We start from the raw sequence: 19,805 nt of genomic DNA, 5'->3' as shown, positions 1-19,805 counted from the left end.
TGACTATGGAAATCAAACTATTTTTCATCAAATACCTTGATATACTTGACAAATGGTAGAAAAGGACTTAGTCCTGTACAATACAGAACTAAATCCTTTGCTTAAATTAATTGTCTAACTTTTTGGGGTCAGTACAATCCCGACCTCTTTCGTTTTCTATTTAATCTTTATTCCACACTGAAAAGATATGGGTAAACTGGTTGTTGACCTTGGTGGATTTCTACTTCTACATCTTCGAATTCTTCTGCGATTTCTTGGGCGATTTGGTTAGCCAATTCTTCACTTCCATCTTCACCGATATAGAAGGTTACGATTTCACTGTCTTCATCCAACATATGTTTCAAAGTTTCAGTCAGAGTTTGGTGCATGTCAGGGTTTGATACGAGGATCTTACCATCTACCATACCAAGATTGTCATTTTCATGGATTTCCAAACCATCGATAGTCGTGTCACGAACGGCTGTTGTTACACTACCGCTGACCACATCACCAAGAGCTGCTGTCATGCGTTCTTTATTTTCTTCGATAGACTTGCTTGGATCGAAGGCAAGAAGACTAGTCAATCCTTGAGGAAGGGTACGAGCTTCTACCACTACTGCTGGTTGTTCCAATACTTCAGCTGCAGATTGAGCTGCCATGAAGATATTTTTGTTGTTTGGCAAGAAGATGATGTTACGAGCATTGACTTGCTCAACGGCCTTGATAAAGTCTTCTGTTGAAGGGTTCATGGTTTGTCCACCTTCGATGACATAATCTACACCTTGGGCACGGAAGATATCTGCCAAGCCTTGTCCAGCTACTACTGCGATAAGAGCATATTCTTTTTCCTCAGCTGGTTTGCTGACTTTAGCTTCTTTTTCTACTTGTGCTTCGTGTTGGTTACGCATGTTATCGACTTTAACCTTAACCAAGCTACCATATTTGAGACCTTCTTGCATAACAAGACCTGGATCTTCTGTATGGACGTGAACTTTAACGATTTCATCGTCATTGACAACAAGAAGTGAATCCCCAAGTTCGTTCAAGTAGTTACGGAATTCTTCGTAGTCAAACTCTTTAGCATAAGTTGGGCCTTGTTTAAGGGCAACCATGATTTCTGTACAGTAACCAAAGGTGATGTCTTCTGTTGCCACATGTCCAGCTACAGACTTGTGGTGTTCGGCATTAATCATCTCACTCATGTTGGCTGGAGTAGCGACAAAGTCTTCAGAAGCGCTGTATTCACCAGTAAGAGCTGAAAGGAAACCTTCATAGATGAAGACCAAACCTTGACCACCTGAGTCTACAACTCCAACTTCCTTCAAGACTGGAAGCATATCTGGTGTCTTCGCAAGGGCTGTTTTAGCTCCTTCCAAGGCAGCGCGCATAACCTCAATTGCATCGTCTGTCTGCTCGGCTTTTTTCTTAGCACCGATGGCAGCACCACGTGATACGGTCAAGATTGTTCCTTCAACTGGCTTCATAACGGCCTTATAGGCTACTTCAACACCTGATTGGAAGGCAAGAGCTAGGTCTTTCCCTGTTAACTCCTCTTTAGTTTTGATGGCTTGTGAAAATCCGCGGAAAAGCTGTGAAGTGATAACTCCTGAGTTCCCACGTGCACCCATCAAAAGACCTTTAGCCAAGATACTTGCAGCCTCACCAACAGTTGAAGCTGGTTTGTCTGCTACTTCTTTGGCACCATTTTCGATAGTCATTCCCATGTTTGTTCCTGTATCTCCATCTGGAACTGGGAAGACGTTTAATGAGTTGACATATTCTGCTTGCTTGTTCAAACGAGTAGATGCAGCCTGTACCATTTCTTGAAATAAGCTTGTAGTAATATTTGACACGATTATTCTCCTACAACTTTGATATTTTGAATGTAGACATTCACAGTTTGAGCAGTGATGCCAAGTTGGTTTTCCAAACTAAAGCGAACACGCTCTTGGATGTTTTTTGAGACTTCACTGATTTTTGTTCCGTAGCTCAACACGGTATATACATCAACTGCAATGCTACCATCTTCGGCCGCTTTTACAACGACACCTTTAGAATAATTTTCCTTTCCAAGAAGGGCTTGGAAATTATCTTTGAGGGCTTTCTTACTTGCCATACCGACCACACCAAAAATCTCAGTTGCTGCACCGCCTACAACGGTAGCAATCACTTCATCTGTTAGTTCGATTTGACCATCTTTTGTATTAATTTTTACAGTCATTTTTTCTACCTCAACTAGTTGATACTCTATTTTATCATATTTCAAGCCAAGTGTAAAAGCAGAATACTGTATCGGCGGATATTTACTCCTTTGACGAGGCTTTTTGAACTCAGAGCAAAAGAAAAAGACCTGATGGCCTTTTACTCTTTATTAAACGCGTTCTACTTTACCTGATTTCAAAGCACGAGCTGAAGCCCAAACTTTTTTAGGTTTACCATCGATAAGTACAGTAACTTTTTGAAGGTTTGGTTTTACGGCACGTTTTGTTTGGTTCATCGCGTGTGAACGGTTGTTTCCTGATACAGTCTTACGACCTGTAAAGTAACATACTTTAGCCATTTGTGTTTTCCTCCTATTAGATCTAATATAGCGGATGTGCTAGCACCACATACTGTACTATGTTATCACACTTTCTCTTTTTTGGCAAGGAGATTGGAATATTTTTTTTTATTTAACGTAAACAACTCCCAATTTCCCAAAAGCTACGTCTCCACGGATAATCAAAGTTTTGCTGGTTGGGGCTACAGGAGCATCTGCCTTGGCCGCACCACAAAAAGTTTCCACCTTCAGGTCCACTCTCCAGTGTTGGGGCACATAGATAACTGCATTCCCAAATCCGACTTCGATATTCAGAGTAGCAAAATCACCTAACATCTCTGCATTGTCATAATAGATTTTGGCATTCCCAAATCCGACTTCAAACTCGTCTTCTACCAATTCTTGGTCTTGCTTGTAAAATGTACCCGCCCCAAAAGCGACTTCCTTGTCTGTCAGAATAGTCTTTTCACCGTCATACCACCATTTTTTCCCATTCCAAGTTCTGTTAGTATGAGTCAGCATATTTACTCCGAGAACAATTAGAACTCCTGCCCAGATTAGTGTATGATTTGGAATCGGTAAAATATCATAAAAGTGGTTAGCAATCATTAAGGCTACTAAAGCTGTAAAAGAGGCCGAAGTTAAGTGTCGACGCAACAAAGCTCCAACTGATTGATAGGCAAAAAATGCAATACCAAGCAAGGGCCAAATTTGCCCACCGAATGAAGGGATTCCAAAATTCCCCTGTAACAATACTAAAGCTGCCAATACTAGCAACACAATACCAAATGCTTTCTTTTTCATGTTCTTACCTCATGTTTCTTAGATTTTCTTTTAGGAGGGATTGGTAGTGTCGTGACACGTGTACCTCCTTGTGGGTCTGATAAAAGGAAATAGTGCCCGTCCCTGAGAAGGACTTGTCAACCGAGTAGACCTGCCGAAGATTGGCTATGGTCGACTTGGATACCCGACTGAAATAGCGTGGCAGGATGGACTCTAGTTCATAGAGCTTGAGTCTCACCTCGTAGGCCTCTTTCTGGGTATGGGCGTAAATCTTGCTACCTTCCGTCTCAAAGAAGAGGATTTCTGCCAAGTCTAAGTAATACTCACCCGTCCCCTTATAAAAGATCAACCTAGGAGCCTTGGTTTCTTGCAAGAGTCGTTGCAAGTCAGCTATTTCATCTGTCAGGGCTGCAGCCTTGATGACAATCTCTGTCTCAGTTAATTCACTATCAATCTCGATTCGTAACTTCATCCTATCTCCTTTCTGCATCTACTATACCAAAGGCCAGAAGACTTTACAAGGGCAAAAAAGCAAGTGGTCACTTTTAGCCTGTAAGTGGTTACGAGGCCAAGCCCACTTGCTTAACTTTTTAGAAAATAAAGAAAAGAATTCCCCAGAGAAGCCCACAGACATAGCCAACCAGAACATCCTTGGGATAATGAACGCCTCCTAAGACCCGCACAAGACCGAGAAGAGCTGATAAGACCAATAAAATCAATCCCACTGGTAAACTTGCGTGAAAACAAGCCATGGAAATGATAGTTGCTGAAAAGACATGGCGACTAGGCATTGAATTACCAGAACTGTCCTTGTCTAGTAGCGGAATAATTTCCCAAGTCTCATAAGGACGCGGTTGATTGATCCACTTACGAACTAGCGTCAATAGGACAAAGCCAGAAGCTGGCACTAAGATATAGGTGGAAAATTCTTTCCCCAATCCCTTGCTCATAGAGCTTGTCCCCAACAAGGCCATGTAGGCTAGGGGCATCAGAACTGTCATTATGCGATTAAAAACTCGCATCAATTGCAATAGTTGTGGGTGTCGAAGGAGACTTGATTTCCTTTTATCGTACCACTCTTGATAGTTTTTCATGTCTATTTCTCATACTTTTCTAGGACCTGCTGGGCTGTTTTCCCCTTAGCAAGCCAGTCCACTAATTTGTCCAGACGACGGATTTCTTGCATCAGAGGATCATCAATTTCCTCAATACGAACACCACAAATTTTTCCTGTTATCGCAATCCGTTCAGGTGCATAAGACGGTGCCTGTCGAAAAAAATCTCCGTAGGTAAGGTCCCTATCCAGACAAGCAAGGATCTCACTCACTTCATACCCTGTCAGCCAACTGGTCACTTGGTGAACGGACTCTGCCCTTCCACCCTTTCGCTCAACCTTTGCAATCAAGGCTGGATAGACCGCAGAAAATTTCATATTGTATAATTTCTGACTCATACATTCCTCTTTCTATTATACCAGTATAAAGAAGAAAAAGAAGGCCGTCAAGCCTTCTTTGGTTTTATTCTTCTACTTCATCTTCTGTAAATTGACTATTGTAGAGGTCAGCATAGAAACCACCCTGAGCCATAAGCTCTTCATGATTGCCTTGCTCAATGATATTTCCATCCTTCATAACCAAAATCAAATCGGCATTACGAATAGTTGACAAGCGATGGGCGATGACAAAGGATGTGCGTCCCTCCATCAAACGGTCCATGGCTTTCTGAATCAACTCCTCTGTACGTGTGTCAACTGAAGATGTCGCTTCATCAAGAATCAAGAGCGGAGCATCCTTGAGAAGGGCACGAGCGATGGTCAAGAGCTGTTTCTGTCCGACTGACAAGGTCACTGTATCATCTAAAACAGTATCGTAACCATCTGGTAGAGTCATGATAAAGTGATGGATTCCGACTGCTTTTGCTGCTTCGATCATTCGTTCATCACTAATCCCTGTTTGGTTGTAGATGAGATTATCACGAATGGTTCCTTCAAAGAGCCAGGTATCCTGCAAGACCATTGAAAAGGCATCGTGCACTTCTGAACGTTTCATCTTCTTGGTATCCACACCATCAATGCGAATGCTTCCCTTATCAATCTCATAAAATTTCATCAAAAGATTGACAATGGTCGTCTTCCCAGCTCCAGTCGGCCCGACAATGGCAACCTTTTGACCCGCATGAGCTGTCGCAGAAAAGTCATGAATGATGGTTCGCTCAGGAATGTAACCAAAGGAAACTCGGTCAAAGACAACTTCACCCTTCATACCAGACAATTGCGTTTCCTTATGAGATTCATCTTCCATCTCAGTTTCACCTAGAAATTCAAAGACACGGGTCATAGCTGCACTGGCTTGTTGTAAGCTGGTAATCCCTTGGGCAATCTGTGATAAGGGTTGAGAGAAGGTACGAACATAAACCATGAAGGCTACGATGATACCAATACTGATATGTCCTTCAAGAGCTAGGACTGCACCGACGATGATCACCAAAACATAGCTAAAGTTCCCAACAAAGATCATTGCTGGCATCATGATTCCAGAAATAAATTGAGATTTCCAGATACTATCATGTAGGTCTCGATTCAATCCTGCGAATGTTTCTTTAGTAGTATCCACAGCGTTATAGCTGGTCACCACATTGTGACCTGAGTACATTTCTTCCACATAACCGTTTACAGCTGCTAAATTATTTTGTTGGGCTTTAAAGTAACCCTGTGACTTAGCCATAATGACTGAGACAGCCGCAAATCCAACAAGAGTTGAAACAACGGTTACCAGTGCTAAAATCCAGTTCATGCCAAACATGGTAATCAAAACAGCGATTAGCAAGAAGCTAGCTGAGATAACGGTCCCTAGACTTTGGTTGAGGGACTGTGCTGCTGTATCAACGTCATTGGTTACACGTGAAAGAGTGTCCCCTTGAGAATGACGGTCAAAATAAGCAAGTGGCAAGCGATTGATTTTCTCAGCAATAGCTGTCCGCAAACGTTTTGAGAAATGTTGGATACTAGTTGAGAAAATGTAGGCTTGCGTATAGTTCAGGATAATCCCAAGCACATAGAGGATAACCAAAAAGCTAGCAATACTTGAGACAGCCTCTAGATCAATCTCTGTCATTAACCCATCTGAAATCAAATTGGTAATTTCTTTGATCTTAGTTGGTCCATAAACCGTGATAATACTTGAACAGATAGCCGTCACAACTGCGATTAGTAGGGGAAGTTGGAGACCTGCTAGAAAAGGTCTACACTGTTTCCATAAGGACATTTTCTTATTTTCCATGTTCCAATTCCTCCTTCGATAGTTGTGAATAGGCAATTTCTTGGTAGACCTCATTGCTTGCTAGAAGGTCTTTGTGGGTGCCTTGTCCCACGACTTTACCCTGATCCAAGACTAAGATCAGATCTGCATCCATGATAGTTGAGATGCGTTGAGCAACGATCAACTTGGTCATAGATTGTGTTTTTTCAGCTAATACTTGACGCAAGATACGATCTGTCTTGTAGTCCAAGGCTGAGAACGAATCATCAAAAATGAGAATCTCTGGTTTACGAGCCAAGGCGCGTGCAATGGCCAAACGTTGTCTCTGTCCACCTGAGAAATTGGTCCCACCTTGAGCCACTTCTGAGTCAAGACCAGCTTCCTTATCCTCTATAAAGTTTTTAGATTGAGCCAATTCCAAAGCTTGCCACATGGCCGTTTCACTTAGTGGCGTTTCTTGACTCTTACCAAAGTCGAGATTGTCCTTAACATCTCCAGAAAAGAGCACAGCTTTTTGAGGGATATAGCCAACCTTATTACGCAAATCTTCCAAGTAGTAATCTTTCACATTGACGCCATCTACTAGAATTTCTCCCTCTGACACATCATAAAAACGAGGCAAGAGATTAACTAGAGTAGATTTCCCAGAACCAGTTGAGCCGATAAAGGCAATGGTTTGCCCTGCTTCTGCCTTGAAGCTGACATGTTCCACAACTGCTTCTGAGTTTTTAGAGTAGCGGAAGGTTACGTCGCGGTATTCCACTTGACCTTTTACAGAAGAGTTTGCCGTCTGTGGGTGACTAGGATTTTCAATAGAGGAATAAAGGTCCAGCACTTGATTGATACGCCCTGCAGAAACCAAGGTACGAGGAAGGACGATAAAGAGAGCACCCATGAGCAAGAAGCCCATTACGACTTGCATGGCATAAGACATGAAGACCACCATATCACTAAAGAGGGGCAGGCGCTCTGTCAAACTAGCATCGTTGATCAGATAGGCTCCAATCCAGTAAATAGCTAAGGTCAAACCGCTGGAAATCGCCATCATAATAGGATTCATAATGGCCATCAAACGATTGACAAAGAGATTGAGACGAGTCACCTCATCATTGGCTTCTTCAAATTTCTTATCTTGGTAATCCTCAGCATTATAAGCACGAACAACCCGAATCCCTGTCAAACTTTCACGGGTGATGCTATTGAGTTTATCTGTCAACTTCTGGATGACAGATTGTTTTGGAAAGGCCAGAGTCATGAGAACAGTTGTCATCAGAACATTGACGATAACAGCAATCACTACTGCCCAGAGCCAGTATTCTGACTTACCAAGGATTTTCCCAATAGCCCAGATTGCCATAATTGGCCCACGAGTGACTACCTGAAGTCCCATGGTAAAGAGCATCTGAATCTGAGTGATATCATTGGTCGTCCGAGTCAAAAGACTGGGGATTGAAAAACGTTTGATTTCCGTTTGCGAAAAATCTAGAACACGATTAAAAATATCTCTTCGCAAGTGAGTCGTGTAAGACGCTGCAACACGAGAAGCAAAAAATCCAACTGTTACAGAAGACAGAAAGGCTAGGAGAGATAAGCCCATCATCTTGGCAGCAGGAGACCATAGTTGTCCTAACTCCGTACCCGGTGTTCCAATCAATTCTGTTATTTCTGAAATATAGGTCGGCACTTCTAACTCGAGATAGACCGAAAAACAGGTAAAGAGGACAGTCAAGAGAATCATTCCCCACTCTTTTCCTGTGATACGCTTAGCGAGTTTCTTCATTCTCTCCTCCTATTCTTTCTACATTCTCCTGTAGTTGTCCGAGAACTTCTTCAAAAATGGCTAGCTTTTCCTTTGAAATTCCTTCCAGTAGGCTACTGTCAATCCGATCAAAAAACGCCTTAACTTCTTGCATCTGAGAGCGTGATTTGTCGGTCAAACGAACAAATTTTGCTCGTTTATCACTTGGACTGGCCTCTAACTCGACTAAATCATTTTGTACCATACGCTTAACCAAGTTGCTGGCAACTGACTTAGTAATATTAAGTTCTTGTTCAATATCTTTGATGAGTGTTAATTCTTGTTCTTGCTCACGACGATCTAAAAAACGGAGAACCTGCCCTTGCGGGCCACCCATAAATTCAATACCACAACGCTTGGCTTCCTTTTGTACCATCAGATGTACCTGGTGCCCAAAACGTTTAAAGACTAACATTGGTTTATCCATGATTATTCCCTTCTAATTAAAAATAGTTCTCTTGAGAACAAATAAGTTTCCACGAGAGCTATTTTATCATTTTTTAAAAAGATGTCAAGAAAAAGTTTCCTAGAGAACTATCTAAGCAGAAATTGACATTAGTTGATAATTTATCTATAATAGGCACTAACTTGTCTGATTACACTAGAAATGGGAGAATTTTCAAATGAAACAAGAAGAGTATAAAACCTTAGGAATCCTTGCTGTCATTTTTGGAGCCCTGGCTCTTCTCAGCTCTCGGATACCAATTATCAATAGTCTAGCCTTTCTCCTTGGATTTGTTGCCTTGATCTTAGGAGTCATCAGCATTGGCCTCAATCTCCAAAATCAAAAAACATTAGCTATGATTGGTTCAAGCTTTGGCCTCATTTCCATTATCATTGTACTGATAAGCCAACTGCTATTCACTCCTATCTTCGCTGATTTTATAAGAGGCTATCGTAGCTCTTCTAATTATCTCATGGAAGAACCAACCAATGAAGATTGGCCAAATAGTACCATTGATGAATATGAAGAGGAAGAAGAGATCTTTACCTGGACTCAAGAACAGTTTGATGCCTTAATAGAGGGCGACCCTTCCAACCAAGGGCAAGGGGGTACCAACTACAAAGACATTATCAGTGAACATGGGATTCCAGATTCTGAAGTAGATTCAAGTGACAGTGATTATGAAACCAAAAGAATCACCTACCTCTCCCTAGGTTCACCTAGTAAGGCAGTTGTTTTAAACTTTGTAAAGCAGAAAAATGGTCAGTTTCTTCTGATTCATAAATTTGCTGTCGGACTGGACCGAAAAGAACAATCTGATTCTGGAGTGAAAGTTTAACATAACTAAAAAGGTGCTGGGAATACAATCGGTAGACCAAGTCTCGATTTCTAAATCCCAACACCAGGATATTTCCACAATCCATTGGATTATGGACAATTATAGATTACTAATAACGTTTTGAGCAAAAGAGATTTCCGTCTCTTTCCTGCTCCTTTTGTTATCACAAGATAAACAAACCCCTTGAAAATATTGAATTTTCAAAGGGGTTATTTTTATTCTTAGAATCCGTCTACGTTTGTGTAGATTTTTTGTACGTCTTCGTCGTCTTCAAGGACTCCGTAGAGTTTTTCAAATGTTTCCAAATCTTCACCTGACAACTCAACTTCTGATTGAGGAATCATTTCCAATTCAGTTACTTGGAATTCTTCAATACCAGCTTCACGCAAGGCAACGATAGCCTTGTGAAGATCAGTTGGAGCTGTGTAAACAGTGATTGTTCCTTCTTCTGCTTCTACATCGTCTACATCGACATCTGCTTCAAGCAAGAGTTCAAAGATAGCATCAGCATCATCACCTGCAAAGACGATAACACCCTTGTTGTCAAAGAGGTAAGATACAGAACCTGAAGCTCCCATGTTCCCGCCGTTTTTACCAAAAGCAGCACGAACATTCGCAGCTGTACGGTTAACGTTTGAAGTCAAGGTATCAACGATCAACATAGAACCATTTGGTCCGAAACCTTCGTAACGTCCTTCTGTAAAGGTTTCGTCTGTGTTTCCTTTTGCCTTATCGATAGCCTTATCAATAACGTGTTTTGGCACTTGCGCTTGTTTGGCACGATCGATAACGAATTTCAAAGCAGTGTTTAGTTCTGGATCTGGCTCACCTTTTTTAGCTGCTACATAGATTTCTACACCAAATTTTGCATATACTTTAGAGTTAGCTCCATCTTTAGCCGTTTTCTTGGCTACGATATTGGCCCATTTACGTCCCATTAGGAATCTCCTTTTTTCACATTTTAATCTTTCTTATTATAACACAAGTCTATCCGATTTTCACTAGAGGAAATGGATTTTCTTTTGTAAATTAAGCTAGGATTTCCCGCCAGTAGCCAAGAGTTTTTTGCCTTCTTTGATCCATGGATGTTTGGAAAGTGAGAAGTAAAGTTGGGCAGTCATAACTAGCCAGAGAAGGGGCTCACATAGAATCACACCTGTATAACCTGTCCAAGGAATAATCCAAGCGACGAAAATAATTTTACCAAAAAACTCGATAAAGCTTGATACAAGTGGCAAGAATTTTTGACCGAGACCCTGCAAGCTATTTCTATAGATCAATAAAAGACTCAAAAACGGATAGAATACAGAACTGATGCGTAGGTACAAAGCCCCATTTTCAATCAAGTAACCGTCTGTCGAACTTGCCAGGAAAGAAACCAGGCTAGGGCTTGCAAAAAATAGGAATACACAAGCAAAGCTTGCCCAAGCCATACTGATATAACTCCCTAGTCGAAGACCGTGGACAATGCGATCTGGACGTTTTGCACCAAAGTTTTGAGAGATAAAAGTCGTCATCGATGCTGAGATAGCCGTCATTGGCAATAAGGCAAAGGCCATGATTCGGCGTGCTGCTGTCTGAGCACTGATAATGACTGCTCCAAAACTATTGACAGAGGATTGCAAAATAACACTTCCGACAGAGACGATTGAACCCATCAAGCCCATGGCTAGCCCCTGCTCTAAGAGATCGACATAGAGGGCCTTATTCCATTTAAAATCCTTCAACCTAGGAAGGAGCTCTGGAACACTCTTTCGGATATAGAAATAACAAAGGATAGCTGACAAACCCTGGGATATAATGGTTGCAAGACCAGCAGATTGAACACCTAACTGCAATTGTGTAATAAAATACAAATCCAGAATGACATTAACGATGGCTGAGAAAATAAGAAAACCAAGCGCAGCAAGACTATCGCCAACAGAGCGTAGCAAACCTGCAAAAAGATTATAAGCAAAGCTCACTCCCACACAAGTAACAATCATGGAGATATATTCATAGGACTGAGGGAGAATTTCTGCAGGTGTTTCTAGGTACTGTAAGAGAGGATAAAGACCGAAAAAGCCCATCAACATGACAAGCACACTCAAGATAATCCCTAAAATCCAAGTTGCTGCGACAGCTTCTTTAATCTTAGCAAAATTACGAGCGCCGTAGAGACGTGCAATAACAACACCCATCCCATTTCCAACACCGAGGGCAAAGCCGATAATCAAATCAAAAATGGCTGTCGTTGCTCCGACTGCCGCCAATGAATCTTGCCCTAAAAAACGCCCAACAATCAAGATATCAGCTGTATTGTAAAGTTGCTGAAAGATATTGGACAGTAGAATCGGTAATGCAAAACTAATTAGCGCGGGAAGGATGGGACCATGAATCAGGTCCACCGTTGATTTTTTATTCATAAGGCTATTATATCAGCTTTCTAGTAGGGGAACAAGGGAATTTGGATAAGAAAGCGTTGCCTAGATGCAAACAATCTGGTATAATCGTGACAGAAAAGGAGGGTAGGTATGACCTTAACAAGCCAGTTAATTACTGATGTATTCCCAGACCTTGAGAAAGTTGACCAATTAAACAAGGAAGCCTTTCCTGAAGAAGAACGCGTCTCTTTGGAAGAATTTTTAAGTTACCAGGATAGAGATGATGCCCACTTTTTCGCTTTCTATAACGAGGAAGAATTTGTCGGCTTCGCTTTTGCCATTTCCAACCAAAAAGCATTCTACATTAGCTTCTTTGCTATTATGCCTCATCTCCGTAGTCATGGCTACGGGAGAGAAATCATTGAAAAACTCATTGATTTTTACCAACGTACCATGATTCTTGAAGTGGAGCGGTTGGACGAAGATTGTGATAACCTCGAACAACGAAAAGCCCGCATGGACTTCTACCTACAAAACGGCTTCAAAACAGCCAATGCTTTTTTGGAGTACGAAGGTCTTAGTTTTGAGATTCTATATCGTGGCGACCACTTTGATGAAGAAGCCTATCGGAATATCTTCCAAAAATTACAAGAAGAAAATTATTTTGACTTCCACATCGAGTACCGTCGCTTTAGTGAACACTAATCTATACTGCAGTCTTTAACTTCCCAGTAAGAAACTGCAAACTTCTCGACAATGAAAACTCAATCACCTGTGCTACAGGTGATTTTTTTGTGATTCCGAAATCAAATAGCAGAAAGTTTTGCTAAATCCATCAAAATATAGTAGATTGAATCTAGAATAGTGCATTACGACTGCTAAAAACATTCCTAGAAATAAGTTTGACTTTCCTAATCGAATTGTTCATCCCTTATTTGAATCTACTATAGTATTTTCTATTCAATCTGCTACACAACAAAATTATAGTAGATTGAATCTATAATAGTACATCACGACTGCTAAAAATATTTCTAGAAATAAGTTTGATTTTTCTAATCGAATTGTTCATCCCTTATTTGAATCTACTATAGTGTTTTCTATTCAATCTGCTACACAACAAAATTATAGTAGATTGAATCTATAATAGTACGCTACGAATTCTAAAATATTTCTAGAAATAAGTTTGACTTTCCTAATCGAATTGTTCATCCCTTATTTCAATCCACTATAAATAAGGCTGAAACAATTTTGTTTCAGCCTTATCTTGATTTCTCTTATAAAAATGTCACTAAGTTTACGCTTTTGTTCCAGCTTCTGGCATGATCAGCCAGAGAATGAGATAGGCAAGAATTCCTGATCCACCTAGTAATGTGAAGAGAATCCAAAGTCCACGAACAAGTGTTGCATCAATATCTAAATAGTCAGCAAGACCTGCACAAACACCTGCAATTTTTTTATCTTGAACATTGCGAACTAAACGTTTTTCCATACCAACAATCTCCTTGGCATTACTTTTATTTTCAATTTATTTTATCATCAAATCAAATCTTTTGCAATAGTCTTCCTCATTTTTACTGTGAAAATCTGTCATTCCTACTCTCATAACCTTGTTTCTTTATTCTCATATAGCAGAAAAAGTGGGGATTCCTCCGCCACTTTTACTTTTTAATCTTCAATTTCGATTTCAAGATCATCGCCAAGGTCAAGAGTCACTTCTTGATTAGCTACTTCTACTTCGGGAGCCTTTACTTTTTCATCGGCTACTGCATCGTCTTCAATCAAGCCAAACTTGACACGAACTTGGTGGTCAATCTCATCAAAGACTTCTGGATGATCTGCCAAGTATTTCTTTGCATTTTCAGAACCTTGACCAATCTTTTCGTCTTTATAAGAGTACCATGCTCCTGCCTTCTTGATGATGTCAAGATCACTTGCAATCTTCAAAAGCTCACCAGTTCTTGAAATTCCTTCTCCATACATGATTTCAACAAAGGCTTCTTTGAATGGTGGAGCTACCTTGTTTTTAACAACCTTAATCTTGGTTTCCTTACCTACGCTCGTATCTTTTTGATCACCAGTTCCCTTGATTTGTGTGCTTCCACGAACATCCAAACGGACAGAAGCGTAGAATTTAAGGGCACGTCCACCAGGAGTTGTCTCTGGATTACCAAACATAACTCCTACTTTTTCACGCAATTGGTTAATGAAGATAGCAATTGTCTTAGTCTTATTAATAGAAGCTCCAAGTTTACGCATAGCCTGGCTCATCATACGAGCTTGAAGACCAACGTGGCTATCTCCGATATCTCCATCGATTTCCGCACGAGGTACAAGAGCAGCAACTGAGTCGATAACAACAAGGTCAACTGCACCTGAATCAATCAATTTCCCAGCAATTTCAAGACCTTGCTCCCCTGAGTCTGGTTGTGACAAGAGCAATTCGTCAATGTTAACCCCAAGAGCTGCTGCATAGGCTGGGTCAAGCGCGTGCTCCGCATCGATAAAGGCAGCAATTCCGCCTTCTTTTTGGGCTTGCGCTACCGCATGAAGGGCAACCGTTGTCTTACCAGATGATTCTGGACCGTAGATTTCGATGATACGTCCCTTTGGATAACCACCTGATCCGAGTGCAATATCAAGAGCCAAAGAACCTGAGCTCATCACTTGGACCTTTTGCTCTGCACGTTCACCCAAGCGCATGATTGATCCCTTACCGAAATCTTTTTCAATCAATTTAAGGGCATCGTTTAGGGCTTTTTCACGATCAGCACCAAATTTTTTGCCAATTTCGTCTAATTTTTTTGTTGGTTTTTTCGCCATTTTATTCTCCTGTATTCTAATAGTCCTTAGACCTTCTTCTATTATAACAAATCTCCATCACTTAATAAAGCTTTGCGAACTAGGTTAAAGGCATGTAATACTGCAATTTCTCGCACATCTGCACGACTTCTACCTGCGATATTGGCCTGGATAACTTCTGCCCCCGAAGCTTGCGCCAAAGCAATAAAAACTGTACCTGCTGGATGTCCTTCTAGGCTATCTGGTCCAGCCACTCCTGTCAAACTAATGCCAAAATCTGACTGGGTCTTGATTCGCGCCTGTTCAGCCATTTTTTCAGCAGTAAAGGCTGAGACGACTCCGTGTTTTTCCAATTCAGCCTGTGGAATATCAAGCATCTTAGCTTTTTCTTCAAGGCTATAAGTCACAAAACCACCTTTAAAGATAGCAGACACACCTGAGAAATCAGCCAAAGTAGCTTGAAAAAGACCTGCAGTCAAGCTTTCTGCTGCAGTGATAGTTTTCTTTTGCTTTTTCAACTCTTCTACTACCAGACTAGCCAAGCTGGTTTCTTCCCCATAGCCATAGCAAATTTCTCGAAGTGAAACGCCCTCAAAAGTTTCTCTTTCAAGGATTTTTTGTTCTAAAGTATCTAGAACACGATCTGCTTCTTCTTGACTCTTAGCCTTGGTCGATAAGCGAAGGGTCACTTCCCCAGTTTTAGCATAAGGTGCCAAGGTTGGATCCGTCTGCTGGTCAATCAAATCTGATAGAATGGTCACTAGCTGGCTCTCACCAATCCCAAAAAAACGTAGCACACGTGAATAGAGCTTAGATCCCGTTGTCAATCTTGGAAGCAACTCATTTAAGACCATAGGTTTCAATTCACTTGGAGGTCCTGGTAGAACAACGTAGGTTACCCCAGCCACCTCGATCATACCACCGACTGCCAGTCCTGTTTCGTTTGGTAATGGAGTTGAACCTTGAACGATTTGAGCCTGGCGTTCATTATTTGGAGTTCTAGCATAGTCTGGTCGATGAGCAAAAAAGTCATCTAGCTTAGCCTGAGCCTGAGGATCAAAAGTCAAGTCGCGTCCCAAAAATTGGGCCAAAGTTTGCTTGGTCAAATCATCTTCCGTCGGTCCCAAGCCACCTGTTAAAATGACTAGACTACTGCGATTCTGAGCAATTTCTAACAAGGATAAGAGACGAGCCTCGTTATCTCCTACAGCTGTCTGAAAATAGACATCTACACCGATTTCAGCCAATTTTTCAGACAAGAATTGCGCATTGGTATTGACAATCTGACCTGTCAAAATCTCTGTTCCAACAGCTATAATTTCTGCTTTCATTTTTTCCTCCTACTTACCTATTCGGATTTCTTTGAAAAAATCGCAGGATAATTCCTACGATTTGATGGATAGTTTCTTGTTATTCTGACTCCTCAGAAGATGGTGGCAAGTGGCCAAAAAGATTCTCGTACAAGACTATATTGGTCTCCAAATTCGTAACCTCTGGTTGTCCGAGCGAACGGCGTAAAAGATTTTGCATCTCTAGTATATGCTCACCAGAAACGATTTGGTAAGAAATCCCGTCAATCATTTCACCTTCACCACGTAATTGTTGGGTTTCGATATTTTTAAAGGAATCTTGATAACCCATCAACTGAGGAATGGTTGTCGTTGTAATCTCGATATTTGTCTGCATGTTGTCACTAAGAGCCTTCAGAATCTCTTGGTAGTGACTCACACTGTTCAAACTAAGAATTTTCTCGACAACCTTTTGAATCACTTCACGCTGGCGTTTTTGACGACCATAGTCCCCTTCAGGATCCTGATAACGCATGCGTGAATAAACAAGGGCTTCTTCACCATTGAGGGTTTGCTCACCGACTCCAATCGAAATCGTATTAAAAGGTTCCTGATCTTGAATAGAAATTGGGAAGCCGAGAGTGTTGTTGACTGTAATACCACCTACAGCATCAACCATTCTTTGAAGGCCATGCATATTGACCATCACATAACGGTCGATATGAATGTTCATCATCTTTTGAATCGTTGAAATAGACAACTCTGCTCCGCCATCAGCATAGGCAGCATTGAGTTTCGCTTCTCTAACACTACCATCTGGTTGCTGGATTTGTGTGAGAATATCACGCTCCAAACTCATCATGACCGTCTTCTTAGTTTTAGGATTCACTGTCACTAAGATCATTGAATCACTATTCCCAGCCCATGGGTCTGTACGTTCAACATTTCCTGTATCCACGCCCATAAGCAAAATCGTCAGAGGTTCGGTCGCTTCAATTACCTTGGTTTCTTCACCGATTTTTTTATAGGTTTTAGCTAAAGTTTGCGTACTTTGCTGATAAATTGTATAGGCATAGGCACCTACACCTAGCACAGTCACAAGGACCAAACCCAAAAACATTCCAATTATTTTTTTTACCATACTCTTATTCGTCTATCAGTTGACCCATTAGGTAAACATCTAGAAACTCTCCTCCTTCTATACAAGCACCACGTTCCTGTAATCCTTCTATGATAAAGCCCATTTTTTCATACAGATGCACCGCGGCAAGATTTCTTTTTTGAACTGTCAATTGTAACCGTCGAATACTACCACTTGATTTGGCCCATTCAATAGTTTCTTCCATCAAGATACTACCGAGACCATTTCCCCAGTAAGCTTTTTTTATTCCTAAAAAAACATCTCCAATATGACTGACTCGCGGACGTTGATCAGCTGTTGTATTGATGATTCCTACTAACTCATCATTCAAAAAAGCGAGTAGGGTAATTTGATTATCCGACTGGGCCTGCTTATCCAAAAAATGTTGCATCTCAGACTCACTCATTGCAATCCCATTTTCATCCAGACTGGTAAAATTAGACTCTTGACCAATTTGATCTAAGAGAGCAATGACCGCTGAAGCATCCTGGATTTCCGCTTCACGGATTAAAAGATCATACTCCATCCGTCAATCCTTTCAAAAGTTCTGTCGCTCTTTGGCCATGAGCATGAAAGACGATTTCTCGGCCCTCATCTTTTTTAAGGATTTCTAACTCCAGATAATCTGATGGAAGATTTTCCCCCAATAGATGTCCCCACTCAATAACCGTTACACCTGAACCAAAAAGAAATTCATCCAAGTCGATAGAATCTGCATCCCCTTCGATGCGATAAACATCTAAGTGATATAAGGGTAGACGTCCCTCATATTCTCGAACAATGGTATAAGTAGGACTTTTAATCATTTGATGAATGTCTAATCCCTTAGCCAGACCCTTTGTTAGCGTTGTTTTCCCAGCACCTAATTCACCAGTCAAAATCAACACATCATTTCTTTCTAACAAATGCCCTAGGTCTTCCCCAAGTGCAATCAACTCATCTTCATTTTTTGTGTACATGTACTTATTATACCAAAAAGTTTTATTTTGTGATATTTCCATCAACAAAAAAAGAGGAGACTCCCCTCTTTTTTTGTTTTTGTCATTAGTTAAGAGCCATACTGATGTAATTCAAGATAAACAAGGCATCCAAAATCCAAATCATGACATGCACATCTTTCACTTGACCTTTGACAACCTTCGTCAAAGTATAAGTTAAGAAACCAACGGCAATCCCTTGTGTGATTGAGTAACTGAATCCCATAAAGATAGATGTGAAGAAAGCTGGAACAGCTTCAGCCATATCATCCCAAGGAATATTTTTCAAGTTAGAGAGCATCATAATTCCGACAATAATCAAAATTGGTGCAGTTGCAGCTGTTGGAACGATTGCTAGAAGTGGGCTAAAGAAGCTTGATAGGGCAAAACAGATGGCAACAACCAAAGCTGTCAAACCAGTACGTCCACCAGCACCGATACCAGCTGCAGACTCAACATAAGTTGTAACGTTTGAAGTACCTGCAATAGCACCTACTGAAGTTGCCACCAAGTCAGAGTAAAGAGCCTTATCCAATTTAGCTGACTCATGGTTTTCACCACTTGTTGCAATGATACCAACTTTTTCACCAGTACCGATAAGAGTACCGATAGTATCAAAAATATCTGTCAATGAGAAGGCAAGAATGGCCATCAAGGTTTCTGGCAAACGAGAGGTGTTTGAAATCAGAGATCCCAATCCTTCTGAACCAAGAGCAGCACCAAACAAGGTTCCTAGATCGTTAACTGCTGATGAAAGATTATTGCTTGCAAAGTCAATGCTAGACAAATCAACAAGACCAACAGCAATCGCAAGAACTGTCGTTGTCAAAATAGAAAGGATGATACCACCTTTGATCCCCTTAACAACGAAGAAGATAGTAATGGCAATACCTGCAAGAGCTACCAAGACAGCTGGCGTGTTGAAGTCTACCAATCCTGGAACAGCTGCTGAGTTTGCAGTAAGTGCTGCTTGAGCCTTATCTGCTCCTTCACCTGCTACTGTATAAGTACCTGGGTCAATCGAGAATTTCAAGAGACCAGCATTCTTAATCCCAACATAAGCAAGGAAAACCCCAATACCTGCTGAAATCGCTGAACGAAGTGTTGTAGGAATAGACTCAATGATCATTTTACGAACATTGGTCAATGTAATAATCAGTGAAATAACTCCACAGATGAAGACCATCCCAAGAGCTTCTTTCCAAGTGTAGCCCATCCCAAATACAACTGTAAATGTAAAGAAGGCGTTAAGTCCCATACCTGGAGCTTGTGCATATGGCAAGTTAGCATAGAAGGCCATCATCAAAGTTCCCACAACAGAACCGATGATTGTTGCCAAGAATACACCCTGAACAGGCATTCCTGTTTGTGAAAGCATTTGAGGGTTTACAAAGAGAATATAACTCATTGCAAAGAAAGTTGTTAAACCAGCAAGAACCTCTGTACGGACGTCTGTCCCGTGCTCTTTTAGTTTAAATAGTTTGTCCATTTTTAATCTCCTTTGTCATTTTACGAACAATAGAACCATTATATCATCAATCATTCACCTTTTCAAGGTGTTTTTTTAAAAAATTAAAAAACACTAATAGATATTGTT

At 41.0% G+C, this 19,805-nt stretch carries 21 protein-coding genes; 2 read left to right on the top strand and 19 right to left on the bottom strand.

Annotated features, from left to right (window positions below):
- Window positions 1-167: 167 nt before the first annotated feature.
- The 10 genes from QM469_RS07610 to QM469_RS07565 all read right to left on the bottom strand — a co-directional run bounded on the left by QM469_RS07610 (window position 168) and on the right by QM469_RS07565 (window position 8,783).
- Window positions 168-1,832: a DAK2 domain-containing protein gene (locus tag QM469_RS07610; protein WP_414273119.1), complete on the bottom strand. Its 1,665-nt coding sequence runs from the start codon at window positions 1,830-1,832 to the stop codon at window positions 168-170.
- A gap of 2 nt (window positions 1,833-1,834) precedes the next feature.
- Window positions 1,835-2,200, bottom strand: a complete 366-nt coding sequence (locus tag QM469_RS07605; RefSeq protein ID WP_000216431.1) for an Asp23/Gls24 family envelope stress response protein — start codon at window positions 2,198-2,200, stop codon at window positions 1,835-1,837.
- 150 nt (window positions 2,201-2,350) lie between these two features.
- Window positions 2,351-2,539 carry a 50S ribosomal protein L28 gene (gene rpmB / locus QM469_RS07600; protein ID WP_001140948.1) on the bottom strand — a complete coding sequence of 63 codons (189 nt, stop codon included), beginning with the start codon at window positions 2,537-2,539 and terminating at the stop codon, window positions 2,351-2,353.
- Between the two features lie 108 nt (window positions 2,540-2,647).
- The gene (locus QM469_RS07595; RefSeq protein ID WP_414276433.1) at window positions 2,648-3,322 is read right to left on the bottom strand and encodes a LiaF transmembrane domain-containing protein; all 675 of its coding nucleotides are present in this window, start codon (window positions 3,320-3,322) and stop codon (window positions 2,648-2,650) included.
- 4 nt (window positions 3,323-3,326) lie between these two features.
- A complete protein-coding gene (locus tag QM469_RS07590; protein WP_006155797.1) occupies window positions 3,327-3,773 on the bottom strand; it encodes a LytTR family DNA-binding domain-containing protein in 447 nt (148 codons plus the stop codon).
- A 118-nt stretch (window positions 3,774-3,891) separates the two neighbouring features.
- Window positions 3,892-4,395 carry a phosphatase PAP2 family protein gene (locus QM469_RS07585; RefSeq protein ID WP_414273116.1) on the bottom strand — a complete coding sequence of 168 codons (504 nt, stop codon included), beginning with the start codon at window positions 4,393-4,395 and terminating at the stop codon, window positions 3,892-3,894.
- 2 nt (window positions 4,396-4,397) lie between these two features.
- Entirely contained in the window at window positions 4,398-4,754 is a 357-nt protein-coding gene (locus QM469_RS07580) for a DUF2200 domain-containing protein (protein ID WP_153224548.1), read from the bottom strand.
- Window positions 4,755-4,818: 64 nt separating this feature from the next.
- Window positions 4,819-6,579, bottom strand: coding sequence for an ABC transporter ATP-binding protein (locus QM469_RS07575; RefSeq protein ID WP_414276432.1), 1,761 nt, complete (start codon window positions 6,577-6,579; stop codon window positions 4,819-4,821).
- The gene (locus QM469_RS07570; RefSeq protein WP_414276431.1) at window positions 6,569-8,338 is read right to left on the bottom strand and encodes an ABC transporter ATP-binding protein; all 1,770 of its coding nucleotides are present in this window, start codon (window positions 8,336-8,338) and stop codon (window positions 6,569-6,571) included. The genes QM469_RS07575 and QM469_RS07570 overlap by 11 nt, the downstream gene beginning before the upstream one ends.
- Window positions 8,322-8,783 carry a MarR family winged helix-turn-helix transcriptional regulator gene (locus QM469_RS07565; RefSeq protein ID WP_414276430.1) on the bottom strand — a complete coding sequence of 154 codons (462 nt, stop codon included), beginning with the start codon at window positions 8,781-8,783 and terminating at the stop codon, window positions 8,322-8,324. The genes QM469_RS07570 and QM469_RS07565 overlap by 17 nt, the downstream gene beginning before the upstream one ends.
- A gap of 196 nt (window positions 8,784-8,979) precedes the next feature.
- Between QM469_RS07565 and QM469_RS07560 the strand changes: the two genes are divergently transcribed.
- Window positions 8,980-9,639, top strand: coding sequence for a hypothetical protein (locus QM469_RS07560; protein WP_414276429.1), 660 nt, complete (start codon window positions 8,980-8,982; stop codon window positions 9,637-9,639).
- Between the two features lie 221 nt (window positions 9,640-9,860).
- On the opposite strand, the gene QM469_RS07555 is transcribed toward QM469_RS07560, so the two are convergent.
- Window positions 9,861-10,577: a YebC/PmpR family DNA-binding transcriptional regulator gene (locus QM469_RS07555; protein ID WP_371607896.1), complete on the bottom strand. Its 717-nt coding sequence runs from the start codon at window positions 10,575-10,577 to the stop codon at window positions 9,861-9,863.
- A 96-nt stretch (window positions 10,578-10,673) separates the two neighbouring features.
- The gene (locus QM469_RS07550) at window positions 10,674-12,044 is read right to left on the bottom strand and encodes an MATE family efflux transporter (protein WP_414276428.1); all 1,371 of its coding nucleotides are present in this window, start codon (window positions 12,042-12,044) and stop codon (window positions 10,674-10,676) included.
- 108 nt (window positions 12,045-12,152) lie between these two features.
- Between QM469_RS07550 and QM469_RS07545 the strand changes: the two genes are divergently transcribed.
- Complete coding sequence (locus tag QM469_RS07545) at window positions 12,153-12,707, top strand: GNAT family N-acetyltransferase (RefSeq protein WP_281335279.1); 555 nt, start codon at window positions 12,153-12,155, stop codon at window positions 12,705-12,707.
- Between the two features lie 589 nt (window positions 12,708-13,296).
- Here the strand turns inward: QM469_RS07545 and QM469_RS07540 are convergent.
- From QM469_RS07540 to QM469_RS07510, 7 genes are all read right to left on the bottom strand, one after another.
- A complete protein-coding gene (locus QM469_RS07540; protein ID WP_248034440.1) occupies window positions 13,297-13,491 on the bottom strand; it encodes a PspC domain-containing protein in 195 nt (64 codons plus the stop codon).
- A 176-nt stretch (window positions 13,492-13,667) separates the two neighbouring features.
- Window positions 13,668-14,822: a recombinase RecA gene (gene recA, locus QM469_RS07535; RefSeq protein ID WP_153224556.1), complete on the bottom strand. Its 1,155-nt coding sequence runs from the start codon at window positions 14,820-14,822 to the stop codon at window positions 13,668-13,670.
- Between the two features lie 41 nt (window positions 14,823-14,863).
- On the bottom strand, window positions 14,864-16,132 hold the full coding sequence (locus tag QM469_RS07530) for a competence/damage-inducible protein A (protein ID WP_153224557.1): 1,269 nt from the start codon (window positions 16,130-16,132) through the stop codon (window positions 14,864-14,866).
- A gap of 79 nt (window positions 16,133-16,211) precedes the next feature.
- A complete protein-coding gene (brpA, locus tag QM469_RS07525) occupies window positions 16,212-17,231 on the bottom strand; it encodes a biofilm formation/cell division transcriptional regulator BrpA (protein ID WP_153224558.1) in 1,020 nt (339 codons plus the stop codon).
- A gap of 4 nt (window positions 17,232-17,235) precedes the next feature.
- Window positions 17,236-17,757, bottom strand: coding sequence for a GNAT family N-acetyltransferase (locus tag QM469_RS07520; RefSeq protein ID WP_153224559.1), 522 nt, complete (start codon window positions 17,755-17,757; stop codon window positions 17,236-17,238).
- Window positions 17,747-18,190 carry a tRNA (adenosine(37)-N6)-threonylcarbamoyltransferase complex ATPase subunit type 1 TsaE gene (tsaE, locus tag QM469_RS07515; protein ID WP_153224560.1) on the bottom strand — a complete coding sequence of 148 codons (444 nt, stop codon included), beginning with the start codon at window positions 18,188-18,190 and terminating at the stop codon, window positions 17,747-17,749. Before tsaE ends, QM469_RS07520 begins: the two co-directional genes overlap by 11 nt.
- A gap of 85 nt (window positions 18,191-18,275) precedes the next feature.
- Entirely contained in the window at window positions 18,276-19,697 is a 1,422-nt protein-coding gene (locus QM469_RS07510; protein ID WP_153224561.1) for an NCS2 family permease, read from the bottom strand.
- Window positions 19,698-19,805: the final 108 nt, after the last annotated feature.

Origin of the sequence: Streptococcus infantis (assembly GCF_047464215.1) — a bacterium.
GTDB classification, from domain to species: Bacteria; Bacillota; Bacilli; order Lactobacillales; family Streptococcaceae; genus Streptococcus; species Streptococcus infantis_P.
This window is presented reverse-complemented; position numbering and strand designations above follow the sequence as displayed.

What these genes read in the sequence shown, in the direction of transcription:
- QM469_RS07605 (WP_000216431.1), bottom strand. Translation starts at nt 2,200, where the DNA reads ATGACTGTAAAAATTAATACAAAAGATGGTCAAATCGAACTAACAGAT.
- rpmB (WP_001140948.1), bottom strand. Translation starts at nt 2,539, where the DNA reads ATGGCTAAAGTATGTTACTTTACAGGTCGTAAGACTGTATCAGGAAAC.
- QM469_RS07595 (WP_414276433.1), bottom strand. Translation starts at nt 3,322, where the DNA reads ATGAAAAAGAAAGCATTTGGTATTGTGTTGCTAGTATTGGCAGCTTTA.
- QM469_RS07590 (WP_006155797.1), bottom strand. Translation starts at nt 3,773, where the DNA reads ATGAAGTTACGAATCGAGATTGATAGTGAATTAACTGAGACAGAGATT.
- QM469_RS07585 (WP_414273116.1), bottom strand. Translation starts at nt 4,395, where the DNA reads ATGAAAAACTATCAAGAGTGGTACGATAAAAGGAAATCAAGTCTCCTT.
- QM469_RS07580 (WP_153224548.1), bottom strand. Translation starts at nt 4,754, where the DNA reads ATGAGTCAGAAATTATACAATATGAAATTTTCTGCGGTCTATCCAGCC.
- QM469_RS07575 (WP_414276432.1), bottom strand. Translation starts at nt 6,579, where the DNA reads ATGGAAAATAAGAAAATGTCCTTATGGAAACAGTGTAGACCTTTTCTA.
- QM469_RS07570 (WP_414276431.1), bottom strand. Translation starts at nt 8,338, where the DNA reads ATGAAGAAACTCGCTAAGCGTATCACAGGAAAAGAGTGGGGAATGATT.
- QM469_RS07565 (WP_414276430.1), bottom strand. Translation starts at nt 8,783, where the DNA reads ATGGATAAACCAATGTTAGTCTTTAAACGTTTTGGGCACCAGGTACAT.
- QM469_RS07560 (WP_414276429.1), top strand. Translation starts at nt 8,980, where the DNA reads ATGAAACAAGAAGAGTATAAAACCTTAGGAATCCTTGCTGTCATTTTT.
- QM469_RS07555 (WP_371607896.1), bottom strand. Translation starts at nt 10,577, where the DNA reads ATGGGACGTAAATGGGCCAATATCGTAGCCAAGAAAACGGCTAAAGAT.
- QM469_RS07550 (WP_414276428.1), bottom strand. Translation starts at nt 12,044, where the DNA reads ATGAATAAAAAATCAACGGTGGACCTGATTCATGGTCCCATCCTTCCC.
- QM469_RS07545 (WP_281335279.1), top strand. Translation starts at nt 12,153, where the DNA reads ATGACCTTAACAAGCCAGTTAATTACTGATGTATTCCCAGACCTTGAG.
- QM469_RS07540 (WP_248034440.1), bottom strand. Translation starts at nt 13,491, where the DNA reads ATGGAAAAACGTTTAGTTCGCAATGTTCAAGATAAAAAAATTGCAGGT.
- recA (WP_153224556.1), bottom strand. Translation starts at nt 14,822, where the DNA reads ATGGCGAAAAAACCAACAAAAAAATTAGACGAAATTGGCAAAAAATTT.
- QM469_RS07530 (WP_153224557.1), bottom strand. Translation starts at nt 16,132, where the DNA reads ATGAAAGCAGAAATTATAGCTGTTGGAACAGAGATTTTGACAGGTCAG.
- brpA (WP_153224558.1), bottom strand. Translation starts at nt 17,231, where the DNA reads ATGGTAAAAAAAATAATTGGAATGTTTTTGGGTTTGGTCCTTGTGACT.
- QM469_RS07520 (WP_153224559.1), bottom strand. Translation starts at nt 17,757, where the DNA reads ATGGAGTATGATCTTTTAATCCGTGAAGCGGAAATCCAGGATGCTTCA.
- tsaE (WP_153224560.1), bottom strand. Translation starts at nt 18,190, where the DNA reads ATGTACACAAAAAATGAAGATGAGTTGATTGCACTTGGGGAAGACCTA.
- QM469_RS07510 (WP_153224561.1), bottom strand. Translation starts at nt 19,697, where the DNA reads ATGGACAAACTATTTAAACTAAAAGAGCACGGGACAGACGTCCGTACA.